We start from the raw sequence: 17,853 nt of genomic DNA on the forward strand, positions 1-17,853 counted from the left end.
CCCGGGGGGGGCCCGCCCCCGGGGCCGGGCACGGGCGCGCCGGGGCGGGGGCGGGCGCCGGGGCCCCCGCCGCCCCCGCCGCGGCAGCGGCCGGCCTCGCCGACGCGCTGCCCCTCGTACCGCCGCGGGCAACGACGCCGCCCGCCGCTGCCCCCGAAACCGAAACCGGAACCGGCACCGGCACCGGCACCGGCACCGGCACCGGCACCGGGATTGTCGCCGACCTCGCCCCGCCCACGCCGGTGCGCCCCGACCACCTGGCGTACGTGATGTACACATCGGGCTCCACCGGCCGGCCCAAGGGCGTCGCGGTGGAACAGGCGGCCGTACTGGCCCTGGCCGCCGACGCACGCTGGGACGGCCCGGCACACCGCGCCGTACTGCTGCACTCCCCGCACTCCTTCGACGCGGCCAGCTACGAGCTGTGGGTGCCGCTGCTGCGCGGCGGCGAGGTGGTGGTGGCGCCGGACGGCGACGCGACCCCGGCCGACTGGCGGGCCCTGCTGCCCACCAGCGGCGCCACCGCGCTGTGGCTGACGGCCGGTCTGTTCGCGCTGCTGGCCCACGAGGTGCCGGATGCCTTCCGTAGCGTGCGCGAGGTCTGGACGGGCGGGGACGTGGTGTCACCCGCCGCGGTCGGGGCCGTGCGCGCGGCGGTGCCCGGCATCCGCATCGTCAACGGGTACGGGCCGACGGAGACCACCACGTTCGCCACGGCGGGCGAGGGCCGGGCCCACCCGCCGGTAGCGCCCGGGCCGGCCGCGGGGCGGCGGGGGGCGCCGCCCCCGGGGGGGGCCGCGGCCGGGCCCGAAACCTCCGCCACCCCGACCGCCCCGGCCACCCCCACCCCGGCCGGTGGCGACCACGCCCCGCTGCCGATCGGCACCCCGCTGGACGGGATGGCCGCCAGCGTCCTGGACGGCGCGCTGCGCCCGGTGCCCGACGGCGTCCCGGGCGAGCTCTACCTCGCCGGCGCCGGCCTCGCCCGCGGCTACGCCGGGCAACCCGGGCTGACCGCGGAGCGGTTCGTCGCCGACCCGGCGGGCCCGCCCGGCGCGCGGATGTACCGCACCGGCGACGTGGTGCGGGTCCGCCCCGACGGCCGGCTCGACTTCCTCGGCCGCGCCGACGACCAGGTCAAACTGCGCGGCTACCGGATCGAGCCCGGCGAACCGGAAGCGGCACTCCGCGCCCTGCCCGAGGTGGCGCACGCCGCGGTACTCGTCCGCACGGAGGGGCCTGGCGGCCCTGCGCTGGTGGCCTACGTGGTGCCGGCGGTTACGGGGGAGGTCGAGCCCCGGCGGGCCGAGCAGCACGCCGCGTTCGCCCGCACGCTGCGCGACCGGCTCGCACAGCGTCTGCCGGAGTACCTGGTGCCCACCGCCGTGGTGCTGCTGGAGCGGCTTCCGCTCACCGCCAACGGAAAGTTGGACCGGGCCGCGCTGCCCGCCCCGCGGGTGGCGGCCGACTCCGGTGGTGCCCCGCTCGGGCAGCGCGAGGAGTTGCTGTGCCGACTCTTCGCCGAGGCGCTCGGCGTGCCGTCGATCGGTCCCGACCAGGACTTCTTCGCCGCCGGCGGGCACTCGCTCTCGGCGATGCGGTTGGTGGGGACGGTACGGGCGGCGCTGGACGTCTCACTCGCGGTGCGTGACCTGTTCACCGCCCGCACCCCGGCCGCCACCGCCGCCCTGCTGCGGCCCGCGGGTGAGCGCGCCGTGCCCCTGGTGGCGGGCGAGCGCCCGGCCGAGGTGCCGCTCTCCCCGGCCCAGCGCCGACTGTGGTTCCTCGACCGGCTCGACGCCGACACTCCGGCGTACAACGTGCCCATCGCGCTGCGGCTCACCGGCCGCATCGACGTGGCTGCCGTCCGGGCCGCCCTGCACGACGTGGCGGTGCGGCACGAGGCGCTGCGCACCGTCTTCCCCGACACCGACGGCCTGCCGCGGCAACACGTCGTACCCGCAGAGCAGGCCCGGGTCGACGTCGAACTGATCGAGTTGCCACCGCCGGCCCCCACCCCACTCCCGCCCGCCGGCGTCGCCGACGCCACCGACCCGCTGGCCACCGCGCTGCACGCCGCGGCCGTACGCCCCTTCGACCTCACCCGGGACCTGCCGCTGCGCGCCGCCGTGCTGCGCCACGCGGACGGCGCGCCGGCCGGTGCTGCCGCCGACGGGGACAGTGGTGCTGCCGCGCCGCGGCCCGGGCGGTCGGCCTCGGGCGACGTGTTGTTGCTGGTCCTGCACCACATCGCGGGTGACGAGTGGTCGGTGCGACCGCTGCTCGGCGACCTCGCCACCGCGTATGCGGCCCGGGCCGCCGGGCGCGCCCCGCAGTGGGCTCCGCTGCCCGTGCAGTACGCCGACTACGCGCTGTGGCAGCAACGGGTGCTCGGCACCGACGAGGACCCCACCAGCGGCACCAGCCAGCAGATCGCCCACTGGCGGGAGCGCCTCGCCGGCGCCCCGGCCGAACTCGCGCTGCCGCTGGACCGGCCGCGCGGCGCATCGGCCGGATACGACGGCGAGGTCGTGGAGTTCGCCGTGCCCGCCGCGGTACGGCGCGGCCTGGCCGCGCTGGCCCGTCGCACCGGCGCCACGCCGTTCATGGTGGCGCACGCCGCGCTCGCCGCACTCCTCGAACGGCTGGGCGCCGGCAGCGACCTGCCGATCGGCACGCTCATCGCCGGCCGCGACGACCACGCCCTGCACGACCTGGTCGGCTTCTTCGTCAACACGCTGGTGCTGCGCACCGACGTGACCGGCGACCCGAGCGCGATCGAGCTGGTGGAGCGGGTCAAGGCGGCCGACCTGGCCGCGTTCGACCACGCACAGGTCCCCTTCGAGCGACTGGTGGACGAACTCGGCGCGGAGCGCTCGCTGGCCCGGCACCCGCTCTTCCAGGTGATGCTCAACCACCAGACCCGCACCCCGGCCGGGCCGCGGCTGGGTGACCTGGACAGCGAGCCGGTGGCCGTGCACACCCGGACCGCCAAGTTCGACCTCACCTTCACCCTGGTTCAACACCCAGGCGCAGAAGGCGAGTTGACCGGTGGCATCACCTACCGCACCGACCTGTTCGACGCGCCGACCGTGCACCGGATCGCCGCTGCCTTCACCCGGGTACTGGCCGCCTTCGCCGACCGGCCCGAGCGGCCGGTCACCGCGATCGACCTGCTCACCGACGCCGAACGGCACCGGGTGCTGGTGGCGTGGAACGAGACCGCGACGAGCGTGGCACCGGCCACCGTGCCGCAGGCGCTGGCCGAGCAGGCGGCCCGGACGCCCGACGCGCCCGCCGTCATCGCAGCAGGCGCCACCCTCACCCACCGCGAGCTGTACGAGCGGGCCGCCAGGCTCGCCCACGCCCTGGCCGACCGGGGCGCGGGCCCCGACCGGCTCGTCGCGGTGCTGCTGCCCCGCTCGACGGACTCGGTGATCGCCGCCCACGCCGTCCAACACGCCGGCGCCGGCTACCTCCCGCTCGACCCCGCGCACCCGACCGAGCGACTGACCGCGCTGCTCGCCGAGACCGCGCCCGCCCTCGTCCTCACCGAATCGGCCACCGCCGCCGCCCTGGCCGGCGCCGTCCCCGAGGGCGTCGCCACCGTACGGATCGACGACCCGGCGCTGCTCGCCGAGGTGGCCGCGCACCCGCCGACCCCGCCGGCCGCGACCCGCCCGCCGCACCCGCTGCACACCGCCTACGTGCTGCACACCTCGGGCTCGACCGGTCGGCCCAAGGCCGTCGCCGTACCGCACCGGGCGCTGGTCAACCGGCTCGTGTGGAACCAGCGGCGCTACCCGCTCGGCCCCGGCGACCGCATGCTCCACAAGGCGGCGCCCGGCTTCGACGTGGCGGTGTGGGAGCAGTACGGGCCGCTGCTCGGCGGCGCCGCCCTGGTCGTGGCCCGCCCGGACGGCCACCGCGATCCGGCCTACCTGGCCGAGGTGATCCGCGACCAGCAGATCACCGCCGTGCACTTCGGGCCGTCGATGCGCGCCCTGTTCGTCGCCGAGCCGCCGGCGACGCCGCTGGACGGGCTGCGCTGGGTGTTCAGCGGCGGCGAGGAACTGCCGGGCCAACTCGTCGACGCCTGGTACCAGGGCCGGCGGGCGCAGCTCGTCAACCAGTACGGCCCCACCGAGGCGGCCGTGGACGTCACCGCGCGCCCCGCCGCCCCCGGCCACCCCGGCACCGTGCCGCTCGGCACGCCCGGCGACAACACCCGCGCGTACGTGCTGGACGCCAGGCTCGCCCCGGTGCCGCCCGGCGTGGTGGGGGAGCTGTACCTGGCCGGCGTCCAACTCGCCCGCGGCTACCTCGGCGACCCGGCGCGTACCGCCGAACGGTTCGTCGCCGACCCCTTCGGACCACCCGGCGGCCGGCTCTACCGCACCGGCGACCTGGCCCGCTGGAACAGCGCGGGCGAGCTGGAGTTCGCCGGCCGCGCCGATGACCAGGTCAAACTGCGCGGCGTACGGATCGAACCGGCCGAGGTGCGGGCCGCGCTGCTGGACCACGCCGACGTCGCGGACGCCGCCGTGCTGGTCCGCGAGGACACCCCGGGCGCCGCCCGGCTGGTCGGCTACCTCACCCCGCGGCCCGGCACCGCCACCGACGCGCTCGACGCCGCGGCCGTGCTGCGACACGCCGCCGCCCGGCTGCCCGCCGCGCTGGTCCCGGCCGATCTGGTGGTGCTCGCCGCCCTCCCGCTGACCAGCAGCGGCAAGGTGGACCGCCGCGCGCTGCCGGCACCCCAGCGGGCCACGCCCGGCGCGGAGCAGACCGCCCCGCGCAGCCCGGCCGAGCGCGTCATCGCCGAGCAGATCGGCGCCCTGCTGCGGCTCTCGGAGGTCGGCGCGCACGAGAGCTTCTTCGCGCTCGGCGGTGACAGCATCACCTCCATCCAACTCGTCAGCGCCGCCCGCAGGGCCGGCTGGGTGATCACCCCGCGCCAGGTCTTCGAACACCGCACCGTCGCCGCCCTCGCGCTGGTCGCCACGCCGGCCCCGCGGGACGCGGCGGCCGAACACGACGCCGGCACCGGCACCGTGCCGCTCACCCCGGTTATGCACGCGCTGCGCGAGCGCGGCGGCGACCTGCGCACCTACAGTCAGTCGTTGCTGGTCACCGTCCCGCCCGCGGCCGGGCCCGAGCGGCTGCTCGGCGCGCTGCGCACCGTGCTCGACCACCACGGCATGCTGCGCGCCACCCTCCACACCGCTCCGTCCGACTCGCAGACCGGCCCGCAGTCCGACCCGCAGACCGGCCCGCCGTCCGACCCGTCATCCGATCCCCAGGCGCCCGCAGCGGAGCCATGGACCCTTGAAGTGGCCCCGCCCGGCGCGGTGGACGCCGCCCGGGTGCTGCGCCGGGTGCCCGTACCGGCCGACGACCCGCAGGCCCTGCGCGCCGCCGTGCGCAGCGCGTCCCGTGCGGCGACCGAGTCCCTCGATCCGGCCCGGGGCGAGGTGTTCCGGGCCGTCTGGTTCGACCCCGGGCCCGCCGCTCCCGGCCGGCTGCTGCTGCTCGCCCACCACCTGGTGGTGGACGCCGTCTCCTGGCGGGTGCTGCTGCCCGACCTGGTCCAGGCGTGGCAGGGGAGCGCGGACGACCCGGAGCGGGCCGTCGAACTGCCGCCGGTGGAGGTCTCCTTCCGCGCCTGGGCCGACGCCCTGACCGCGAAGGCCGCCGAGCGCCGCACCGAACTCCCTTACTGGCGCGAGGTGTTGGAGCAGCCTGACCCGCCGATCGGGGTACGCGCACTCGATCCGGCACGCGACCGGCCGGAGACCGTACGACGGTTGGCCACGACCGTGCCGGCCGAACTCGCCGAACCGCTGTTGAGTGAGGTGCCGGCCGCCTTCCACTGCGGCGAGCAGGAGGTGCTGCTGACCGCGCTGGCCATGGCGGTCCGCAGTTGGCGCCCCGGCCGGGAATCGGTCCTGGTGCTGATGGAGGGGCACGGTCGCAGCGCCGCCGTACTGCCCGGTGGCCGGGAGCCGGCGCGGGCCGTGGGCTGGTTCACCAGCCTGTACCCGGTACGGCTGACCGGTGACGGCGACGCCGCCCGGGCCGCCCACGAGGACCCGGCGGCGGCCGGGAGGCTGCTCAAGCACGTCAAGGAACGGCTGCGCGCGGTGCCCTCCGACGGCCTGGGCTTCGGCCAACTGCGCTACCTGGACCCGCAGTCGGGAGCCGAACTGGCCAAGGGGCCGCGCCCCCAGATCAGCTTCAACTACCTCGGCAGGTTCGACGTCGACCAGCCGGCGGAACCCACCCCGGAGGGACCTGCGGAAGCCGCACCCACCCAGACGGGTGCCGCGCTAGGCGCACCCGCGCAGACGGGACCCGCGCAGACGGGACCCACCCAGGAAGGCCCCGACCAGGTCGGGCGTACCCCGGGCGCTCCCCCGGGCGCTCCCGGCGGAGCCCGCCCGGGCGGCGCCGGAGGGGACCACGTACCGCCGTGGACCCCGGCCGCCGAATCGAAGGACCTGTGGCGGGCGGAGGCGGACATCGGCGTGGACACCACGCTCGACCTGACCCTCACCGCACTGCGCCGCCCCACGGGCACCGAGCTCTCGGTGACCTGGCACCACGCGGGCCTGCTGCTCGACACGGCGCAGGTCGCGGAGCTCGACCACCGGTGGCGGGCCGCCCTCAAGACGCTGCTGGACAGCGCACGGGGCGGCACCGCCGCCGGACACACCCCGTCCGACCTGGGGCTCTTGACCCTGAGTCAGGACGAGATCGATGAGTTCGAAGACGAGTGGAGGAATCTGTGAGCGGGGCGCGTTCGGGACTTCAGGACATCTTGCCGCTGTCCCCCCTGCAAAAGGGCCTGTTCTTCCTCTCGTCGTACGACGAGAGTGCGTTGGACGTCTACACCGTCCAACTCGGCTTCGACCTGGAAGGCGAGCTCGACGCCGACCGGTTGTGTGCCGCCGCCGGCGCCCTGCTGGAGCGGCACCCCAACCTCAAGGCGGCCTTCCGACAGCGCAAGAACGGCGAGCCCGTCACACTGATCCCGGCCCGGGTCGAGGTGGGCTGGCAGGAGCACGACCTGTCGGGGCTGGCAGGGCCGACCGAGCCGGCAGACCGGTCGGAGCCGGCAGCCCCGGCACCCCCAGCGGACGCGGCAACCCCAACGGACACAGCACCCCCCGTCGGCGAAGCCCAGCGCCGCCGGCTCGCAGAGATCGTCGAAGCCGACCGGCGGGGGCCGGTGGCCCAGGCCCCCCCCCCGCCGCTCCCGGTGCACCCCCGCCCCCACCGCCCCCCCCCCGCCCCCCCGCCCGGCCCGGCCGCCTGTCGCGCCCGCGCCCCGGCGCGGGGGCGCGCCCCCCCCCCCCCCCCCCCCCCGCCGCTGATCCGGTTCACCGCCATCCGCCTCGGCCCGGGCCGGCACCACCTGCTGCTCACCCACCACCACCTGCTGCTCGACGGCTGGTCGACGGCGAAGGTGATCCAGGAACTCTTCGCCCTCTACGCCGCCGCTGGCGACCCGTCGGGACTGCCGCCCGTCCGCCCCTACCGTGACTACCTGGCCTGGGCCGCGGCCCGCGACGCCGCGGCCGACGAGGACGCCTGGCGCACCCACCTGGCCGGACTCGAAGGGCCCACGCTCATCGCCCCCGGCGCGGCCGACACGCCCCCGGCGGTGCCGGGTTCCGTCGCCGTCGACCTGGACCCGGCGCTGTCGGCCGCGCTCACCGACGCCGCGCGCCGGCTGGACACCACCGTGCCGACCGTGGTGCAGACCCTGTGGGCGCTGGTGCTCGCCGACCTCACCGGCCGGCGCGACGTGGTCTTCGGCTCCACCGTCTCCGGCCGCCCGGCCGAACTGCCGGGCGTGGAGTCCATGGTCGGCCTGTTCATCAACACCGTCCCGGTCCGCATCCGGCTGCGGTACGAAGAGACGCTGGCCGCCCTGCTGACCCGGGTGCAGGCCGAACAGGCCGCGCTGCTGGCCCACCACCACACCGGCCTCGGCGACATCCAGCGCACCGCCGGGCTCGGCCCGCTCTTCGACACCCTCGCGGTCTTCGAGAACTACCTCGTGGACACCCCGGGCGACGGCTCGGCCGCCGACGGCCAGGCCGGTGCCGACACCGTCTTCGGCGACCTGCGGGTGCGCGCCATCACCGGCGCCGACGCCACCCACTACCCGCTCACCCTGGTCGCCGCGCCCACCGCGGACGGCGGCCTCGGCCTCACCCTGCGCCACCGCACCGACGTCCTCACCGCCGACCGGGTGCGCGAGGTCGCCGACCGGCTGCACCGGGCCGTCGCCGCCTTCACCGCCGACCCCGAACGCCGGCTCGCCGGGCTCGACCTGCTCGCCCCCGCCGACCGCGAACAGGTCACCACCGGCTGGAACGGCCACCACGTCCAGGTCGAGCCCCGCACACTGCCCGAGCTCTTCCAGCACTGGGCCCACCGGGTGCCGCAGCGGCCCGCCGTCGTGGCCGGCGCCACGGAGCTGACCTACGCCGAACTCAACGAGCGCGCCAACCGGCTGGCCCACCAGCTCATCCGGCTCGGCGTCGGCCCCGAACGGCCGGTCGGCGTGGCCCTGCCGCGCGGCGCCGACGTGTACGTGGCACAACTGGCCATCGGCAAGGCGGGCGGCGTGTTCCTGCCGCTCAACCCCGACTACCCGGCCGACCGGCTGCGGGCCCTGGTCCGCGACGCCGGGCCCCACCTGATCCTGGCCGCCCCCGGCGCGCCCACCGACCCCTGGGACCTGGGCACCCCCACCGCCCGCATCGCCGAACTCCCGCAGGACGGCCCGGCCCACGACCCCACCGACGCCGACCGGCTGGCCCCGCTGCGCCTGGAACACGCCGCGTACGTCATCTACACCTCGGGCTCCACCGGCACCCCCAAGGGCGTCCTGGTCGAGCACCGGCCGCTGGTCGACCTCATCGCCTGGGCCCACGACTGCTTCGCGACCGGGCCCGGTGACCGGGTCACCCAGTTCGCCTCGCCCAGCTTCGACGTCACCTTCTGCGAGCTGGCCAACTCCCTCTTCGCCGGCGCCACCCTGGTCGTGGTGCCCGAGGAGCAGCGGGCCGGCGCGCCGCTCGCCGACTTCCTCGCGGACGCCGGGATCACGCTCGCCGTCATCCCGCCCACCGTGGTCGCCTCGCTGCCCACCGACGCGCAGCTCCCGTCGGAGATGACGCTGATCGTCGGCACCGAGGCGCTGCCCGCCGAAGTGGTCCGCACCTGGGCCCGCAGGCACCGGCTCTTCAACGCGTACGGGCCCACCGAAGCCGTGGTCAACTCCGCCACCTGGCTCGTACCCACCTCCTGGGACGGCGGCCCGATCCCCATCGGCCCGCCGGACGTCAACAAGCGCGCCTACGTCCTGGACGCGGCGCTGCGCCCGGTGGCGCCCGGTGTGCTCGGCGAGCTCTACATCGCCGGCGCCGGCCTGGCCCGCGGCTACGTGGGCCGGCCCGGCACCACCGCCGAACGTTTCGTCGGCTGCCCGTTCGGGCCGGCCGGCGCCCGCATGTACCGCACCGGCGACCTGGCCCGCTGGAACGCGGCGGGGGAGTTGGAGTACGCCGGGCGCACCGACCACCAGATCAAGATCCGTGGCTTCCGCGTCGAACCCGCCGAGATCGAGGCGCTGCTCACCGACCACCCGGCCGTCGCCCGCGCCGTGGTCGTCGCCCGCGCCGACGCGGGCGGCCCGCAGCGCCTGGTGGCCTACGTCGTGCACGCCGAAGGCGCCACCGCCACCGCCGACGAACTGGCCGACTGGCTGGCCGACACGCTGCCCGAACACCTGGTGCCCGCGGCCTTCGTCGCCCTGGACACGCTGCCCGTCACCCGCGCCAACAAGATCGACCGGGCGGCACTGCCGGCCCCGGACACCACCCGCACCAGCGAGGGCACCGCCCCGCGCACCGAGCGCGAACGCCTCATCGCCGGCCTCTTCGCCGACGTGCTCGGGCTGCCCGAGGTCGGCGTGCACGACAGCTTCTTCGCCCTCGGCGGCGACAGCATCTCCTCCATCCAACTCGTCGGCGCCGCCAGCCGGCAGGGCCTGCGGCTGCGCCCCCGCGACGTCTTCGAGCGCCGCACCGTGGCCGCGCTCGCCGCCGTCGAACAGCGGCCGGCCGAGCCCGCACCGAGCGCCGTGCCCGCCACCGGCAGCGCCCCGCTCACCCCGATCCTGCGCTGGCTGGTGGAGCGCGGCGGCCCGATCGCCGACTACCACCAGTCGACCGTGCTGCGCACCCCCGCCGGCACCCGACGCGAACACCTCGTCGCCGGGCTCGGCCAGGTCATCGACCACCACGACGCACTGCGCGCCACCCTCACCCGCACCAGCCTGGAGATCCCCGCGCCCGGCAGCACCGCGCCGGACGGGCTGCTGACCCGGGTGGACGCCGCGGGCGTCGCCGATGACGCGCTCGCCGCGACGCTGCGCCGCCACGCGGCTGGGGCCGCAGCCGGGCTCGACCCGTTCGCCGGCGCCATGCTCCGCCTGGTGTGGCTGGACGCCGGAGCGCACCGGCCCGGCCTGCTGGCCGTCCTCATCCACCACGCCGTCGTCGACGGCGTCTCCTGGCGCGTGCTGACCGAAGACCTGGCCGCCGCGTTCGAGGCCGCGAGCCACGGCCGCACCGCCACCCTGCCGCCGGTCGGCACCCCGCTGCGCGCCTGGGCGCTCGGCCTGGCCGACGAGGCGAACTCCGCGCGCCGCACCGCCGAACTCGACCACTGGCGCGCCCTGACGGCCGGCGACCCGCTCCGCCCGAGCCCGCTGCCGCTCGACCCCGACCAGGACACCCTGGGCACGTTGCGCACCGTCACCGTCGAGGTCCCGCAGGCCACCACCGGCCCGCTGCTGACCGAGGTCGCGGACGCCTTCCACACCGGTCCTGACGCGCTGCTGCTGACGGCACTCGCGCTGGCGCTGGCCGCCTGGCGCGGCCGGTCCCGCCCGGTGCTGGTCGACATCGAGGGTCACGGCCGGGTCGAAGAGGCCGTGCCGGGCGCCGAACTCTCCCGTACGGTCGGCTGGTTCACCAGCGTCCACCCGGTACGCCTGGACCTGGCCGGGCTCGATCCGGCCGCCGCCGACCACCCGGCCGCCGCCCTCAAGCGGATCAAGGAACAACTGCGCGCCGCCCCGGACAGCGGCATCGGCCACGGCCTGCTGCGCCACCTGCGGCCCGACCCGGACGGGCACCTCGCCGCGCTGCCCACCGCCACCATCGGCTACAACTACCTCGGCCGGTTCGGCGCCGGCGGCGAGGCGGCCGGCCGTGACTGGGCGCCCGCCGCGCTCACCGGCTCGCTCGGCGGCGGTGCGGACGACCGGCTGCCCGCCTCGCACACCCTCCAGCTCAACGCCTCCACCGTGGACGGTCCTGATGGACCACGGCTGACCGCCGCCTTCACCTTCCCGGCCCGGCTGTTGTCCGAGCCCGAGGTGCGGGAGCTGGCCCGCTGCTGGCGCGCCGCCGTCGACGCGCTCGCCGCGGCCGGCACCCGCCCCGGCGCCGGCGGCCACAGCCCCGGGGACTTCCCGCTGGTCACCGTCGACCAGCAGGAGATCGAGACCATCGAGGCGGCGGCCGGACCGCTGACCGAACTGCTCCCGCTCTCCCCGCTCCAGGAGGGCCTGTTCTTCCTCTCCTCGTACGACCTCTCTTCGCACGACCTTCCTTCGCCCGACCTTCCTTCGCGTGACCTCTCCTCGTACGACGCCGAAGGCACCGGGCCCGACGTCTACACCACCCAGCTCACCCTGGAGATCGAGGGCGATCTCGACCAGGCCAGGCTGCGGGCCGCCGCCGATGAACTGCTGGTCCGCCATCCCAATCTGCGCGCCGCCTTCCGCGGCCGGCCGGACGCGGGCCCGCTCCAGGTCGTCCCGGAACGGGTCCGCATGCCCTGGCGCGCCGTCCGCCTGTGGGACGGAGCCCCGGGCGCCGACACCGCCTCGGCCGCCAACACCGAAGCCACCCCGGACGCCGCCCCCCGGGGCACCACCAGCCCAGGCGCCGCCACCCCGGGCACGGCCGTCCCGGACGACCTGCGCGCGGAGGCCGCCAGGCTCCTGAAGGAGGAGCGCAGCCGCCGGTTCGACCTGGAACGGCCGCCGCTGATCCGGCTGACCGTCATCCAACTCGGCCCCCGGACCCACCAGGTGTCCCTGACCTCGCACCACCTGCTGCTGGACGGCTGGTCGGGCCCGCTGCTCATCCGCGACCTGCTCGGCCTCTACCGCGGCACGCCCGAACCCGCCCCCCGCCCCTACCGCGACTACCTGCTCTGGCTCGCCGACCGGGACCGGGCCGCCACCGCCGAAGCCTGGCGCGCCACCCTCGCCGACATCGACGGTCCCACCCTCATCGCACCGGACGGCGACGCGGCGCCCGCGAGCGTGCCCAGCCGGGTGGAGGTGGACCTGCCGACCGACCTCGCGGCCCGCATCACCGCCTTCGCCCGCGCCGAGGGGCTGACCGTCAACGCCGTACTGCAAGCGGCCTGGGCGGTGCTCCTCGGCTGGCTCACCGGCCGCACCGACGTGGTCTTCGGCGTCACCGTCTCCGGCCGGCCCGCCGACCTGGACGGCGCGGACCGGATGATCGGCCTGTTCATCAACACCCTCCCCACCCGGGTGACGCTCGCCCCGGGTCAGCGCCTGGTGGACGTCGTGCACGCGGTCCGCGACCAGCAGACCCGCATGATGGACCACCAGTACGAGTCGCTGGCCGAGCTCCAGCGCGCCAGCGGCCACCGCACGCTCTTCGACACGCTGCTGCTGTTCGAGAACTACCCGGTCGACTCGGCCGAACTGCGCCGCACCGAGGCCAGCGCCGGCCTCGCGGTCACCGGCGCCCAGGGCCACGACGCCACCCACTACCCGCTGGTGCTCGTCGCGCTGCCGGGCACCGACCGGCTCGGCCTCGCCATCGACCACCGCCCCGAACTCCTGCCCCGCGAGCGGGCCAGCGAGATCGGCGGCCAACTCGTCGACGTCCTCACCCGGCTCGTCGACCAGCCGGCCACCCAGGTCACCGCGGTACGCCCAGGGCCCGAACACGCCCGGGCCCTGCACGGCCCGCGGCAGCCGCAGGCGCCGCTGGGCCTGGCCGAGCGGTTCGCCCGGCAGGCCGCGGTGACCCCGCACGCCCCGGCGCTGATCGTCGGCGACACCGAGCTCAGCTACCGGGAGCTCGACCGGCGCGCCCGGCTCATCGCAGGCCGGCTGCTCCGGCACGGCGCAGGGCCCGAGCAGTTGGTGGCCGTCTCGCTGCCCCGCTCGGCCGACCTGGTCGCCACCCTGCTCGCGGTCGCCCGTACCGGCGCCGGCTATCTGCCGATCGACCCGGACTTCCCGGCCGAGCGGATCACCTACCTGCTGGCCGACGCCCGCCCGCTGTTGGTGGTCGACGCCGCTTCGCCGCTGCTCGCCCCGCCGGACCAGGACCCGGCCGCCGGCGCGCAGCCCTGCGCCGCCGACACCCCGCCGGCGCCGGTACGCCCCGAAGGCGCCGCGTACGTCATCCACACCTCGGGCTCCACCGGCCGGCCCAAGGGCGTCGTCGTCACCCACCGCGGCCTGGACAACCTGCTGGTGGCGGCGGCCGACCTGCTGGACGCCGGGCCGGGACAGCGGCTGCTGGCCGTGACCACCGTCGGCTTCGACATCGCCGCCCTGGAACTGTTCGTACCGCTGTGCACCGGCGGCACCGTCGTTCTGGCCGGCCGCAGCGAGGTCACCGACCCGCGGCTGCTGGCCCGCCTGGCCGAGCGCACCGCTGCCACCCATCTGCAAGCCACCCCCTCGCTGTGGCGGGGCCTGGCCGAGGCGGTCCCCGGCGCGCTGGCCGGGCTGCACCTGCTCTCCGGCGGCGAACCGCTCGCCCCCGACCTGGCGGCCACCCTCGCCGCGCACGGCGAGCGGCTGCTCAACCTGTACGGGCCGACCGAGACCACCGTCTGGTCCACGGCCGGCGACCTGACCGGCGACCAGGCGCCGCACATCGGCCGGGCGCTGCGCAACACCGACCTGTACGTGCTCGACCCCTGGCTGCGCGAGGTGCCGACCGGCGCACTCGGCGAGCTCTACATCGGCGGCGCCGGCCTCGCCCGCGGCTACCTGGGCCGGCCGGGGCTGACCGCCGAACGCTTCGTGGCGGCCCCGTTCGGGCCGGCGGGCGCCCGGCTCTACCGCACCGGCGACCTCGCCGCGCGGCGCGCCGACGGCACCCTGCGGATCGCCGGGCGCGTCGACCACCAGGTGAAGATCCGCGGCCACCGGGTGGAACCCGGCGAGATCGAGGCCGTGCTGCGCCAACACCCGGGGGTCGAGGACGCGGTGGTGGTGGCCGCCCCGGACGCCTCCGGCGGCCAGCGGCTGATCGCCTACGTCACCGGGGCGGCCGGCGGGCTCGCCGACTTCCTCGCCGGGAAGCTGCCGGCGCACCTGATGCCCTCGCTGACCGTGCCGCTGGAGCGGCTGCCGCTGACGCCCAACGGGAAGGTGGACCGCGCCGCGCTGCCCGCGCCCGAACGCGCCGTCAGCGAGGTGGCCAGGGCGCCCCGCGACCCGCGCGAGGCCGTCCTCGTCGGCCTCTTCGCCGACCTGCTCGACCAGCCGGACGCCGGGCCCGACGACGACTTCTTCGCGCTGGGCGGCCACTCGCTGCTGGCGATGCGGCTCGCCAACCGCATCCGCGCCACGCTCGGTGCCGACGTCGCCATTCGGGACGTCTTCGACCACCCGACGCCGGCCGCACTGGCCGATGTGGTGCTGCCGCGCGGCGGCCACCGCGCCCCGCTGACGGCGGGCGAGCGCAGCGCACGGGAACCGCTGTCCTTCGCCCAACAGCGGCTGTGGTTCCTGCACCGCCTTGACGGCCCGAGCGCCACCTACAACCTGTACTTCGCCCTCCGGCTGACCGGCGAACTCGACGCGCCCGCACTGCGCGCCGCCCTCGTCGACCTGATCGCCCGCCACGAACCGCTGCGCACGGTCTTCCCGGAGGCGGAGCCGGAATTCCCGGAGCCGGAATTCCCGAAGACGCACCTTCCGGAGGCGGGGCCGGCGCCAGCCGCCCAGGCGGGCGCGGGGGCCGCCGGCACCGGAGCCGGCACCGGAGCCGAGGCTGCGACCGGCGCCGGGCAGCCCCCGGCCGGCCCCACCGGAACATCGCCCGCACCGACCACCGACCCGACCACCACGCCGGGCCCGACCGACCCGACAAGCCCTGTCCCCGCCCCCGCCCGGCCGTCCGCCGCGGACGGCATCGTCCACCAGCACGTACGCGACGTGGCCGCCGGCGCAGCGGCCCTCGGCGACCTCACCCCGGTGCCCGTCACCGAGGCCGACCTGGACGCGGCGCTGCGCGCGGACGCCACCGCCGCCATCGACATAACCCGGGACATCCCGCTCCGGGCCCGGCTGCTGCGCGTCGGCGCCGACCACGTGCTGTCGGTGACGCTGCACCACATCGCGGGCGACGAGTGGTCCATGCGCCCCCTCATCGGCGACCTGCGCGCCGCGTACGCCGCCCGCCGCGCCGGCACCGCCCCGAACTGGCAGCCGCTGCCCGTCGCGTACGCCGACTACGCCCGCTGGCAGCGCGAGGTGCTCGGCGCCGAGAGCGACCCGGAGAGCCTGCTGGCCCGGCAGGCCGGCTACTGGCGCACCGCGCTGGCCGGCGCGCCCGAGGAACTGGCCCTGCCCTACGACCGGCCCCGGCCGCCGGTGGCCGACCACCGCGGCTCGGCCGTCACCTTCGACCTGTCCCCGGCCACCCACCGGGCGCTGCGCGCGCTCACCGCCGACACCGGCACCAGCGTCTTCATGGCCGCACAGGCCGCTCTCGCGGCGCTGCTCACCGCGCACGGCGCCGGTACCGACATCCCCATCGGCACCCCCGTCGCCGGGCGCGGCGACGCGGCCCTGGACGACCTGGTGGGCTTCTTCGTCAACACGCTGGTGCTGCGCACCGACACCTCCGGCCGGCCCACCTTCCGCACCCTCATCGGCCGGGTGCGCGACACCGACCTGGCCGCCTTCGAACACGCCGACCTGCCCTTCGAGCGACTGGTCGACCTGCTGGCGCCGGAGCGCTCGCTCGCCCGGCACCCGCTGTTCCAGGTGATGTTGGTGTTCCAGAACCTGTCGGACGAGACGGTCACGCTGCCGGGTCTCGACGTCACCCCGCTCGGTGCCGACCCCGGCATCTCCCGGTTCGACCTCGGCTTCACGCTGGCCGAGCGGCCCGGCGGGCAGGGCATCGCCGGTCTGCTGCACTTCCAGAGCGCCCTGTTCGACGAGGCCACCGCCCGCGCGCTCGCCGACCGCTTCGTCGCCCTCGTCGACCGTCTCGCCGCGGCGCCCGACGCCCCGCTCGACCGCGTCCCGCACCTGACCGCGGACGCCCACGCCGCCGCGCTGGCCAGCGCCGCAGGGCCGGTGCGCGAGGTGCCGGCGCAGACCCTGCCGGCGCTGGTGGCCGCCGGCTGCGCGGCCACCCCGCAGGCCCCCGCCCTCATCGACGGCGGCCCGGGCGGCGAAACCCTCAGCCACGCCGAGTTCGACGCCCGCGTCGGCCGGCTCGCCAGCGTCCTGCGCGGGCGCGGCGTCGGCCCGGCGGAGCGGGTCGCCGTCGCGCTGCCCCGCTCCGTCGACCTGGTCGTCGCGGTGCACGCGGTGCAGCGCGCCGGCGGCGCCTACGTACCCGTGGACCCCGGCTACCCGGCCGACCGCATCGCCCACATGCTCACCGACAGCGCCCCCCGCCTGACCCTCACCGACACCGCACACGCCAACCAACTCCCCGTATCCCAGGGCCTGTTGGTGCTTGACGAGCCGGAGACCGCGGCCGAGATGGCCGCCGCCGACATCGCCGCCCCGCCGGCCGGTCTGACCGGCGCCCACCCGGCCTATGTCATCTACACCTCAGGGTCGACGGGCCGCCCCAAGGGCGTCGTCGTCGACCACGCGGCGGCCGTCAACCGACTGCTGTGGATGCGCGAGGAGTACGCGATCGGCGCCGCCGACCGGGTGCTGCACAAGACGCCCGCCAGCTTCGACGTCTCGGTGTGGGAACTGTTCCTGCCGCTGCTGGCCGGCGCCGCCCTGGTGGTGCTCCCCGACGGCGAGCACCGCGACCCGGCGCTGGTTGCCGCGGCCATCGGCCGCCACCGGGTCACCGTCGTGCACTTCGTGCCGGCCATGCTCGCCGCCTTCACCGCCCACCTCACGGACGCCGGCACCGCCCCCGACACCCTGCGGCTGGTGTTCGCCAGCGGCGAGGCGCTGCCCGCGGCCGTCGCCGAGACCACCCGCCGCGCCCTGCCCGGCGCCCGCCTGCACAACCTGTACGGGCCCACCGAAGCGGCCGTCGACGTGACGGCCTGGCCCACCGGCCCCACCGACGGCGCCGCCGTACCCATCGGGCGCCCGGTGTGGAACACCCGCGCCCTGGTGCTCGACGCCTGGCTGCGCCCCACCCCGCCCGGCGTGGTCGGCGAGCTCTACCTCGGCGGCGTCCAACTCGCCCACGGCTATCTGAACCGGGCCGCCCTCACCGCCGAACGCTTCGTCGCCGACCCGTACGGCCCACCGGGCACCCGGCTCTACCGCACCGGCGACCTGGTACGGCGCCGCGCCGACGGGGCGCTGGTGTTCGTCGGGCGCGCCGACGGCCAGGTCAAGCTGCGCGGGCTGCGCGTCGAACTCGGCGAGATCGAGGCCGTCCTCAACCGCCACCCCGCCGTCGCCGGCTGCGCGGTGCTGGTGCGCGCGGGCCCGCCCGTCGCGGCCGGCCCGCGCGACCCGGCCGGCGACGGGGTGGCCGC

2 protein-coding genes are annotated in these 17,853 nt (G+C 76.7%); both read left to right on the top strand.

The window, feature by feature from the left end:
- The first annotated feature begins 269 nt into the window (after positions 1-269).
- Positions 270-6,791, top strand: coding sequence for an amino acid adenylation domain-containing protein (locus tag AAHZ94_RS11180; RefSeq protein WP_502964644.1), 6,522 nt, complete (start codon positions 270-272; stop codon positions 6,789-6,791).
- A partial coding sequence (locus tag AAHZ94_RS11185) for a non-ribosomal peptide synthetase (protein WP_349992625.1) occupies positions 6,788-17,853 on the top strand: 11,066 nt, incomplete at its 3' end. The genes AAHZ94_RS11180 and AAHZ94_RS11185, both read left to right, overlap by 4 nt.

This window comes from Streptomyces sp. HSW2009, assembly GCF_040240285.1.
Classification (GTDB): domain Bacteria; phylum Actinomycetota; class Actinomycetes; order Streptomycetales; family Streptomycetaceae; genus Streptomyces.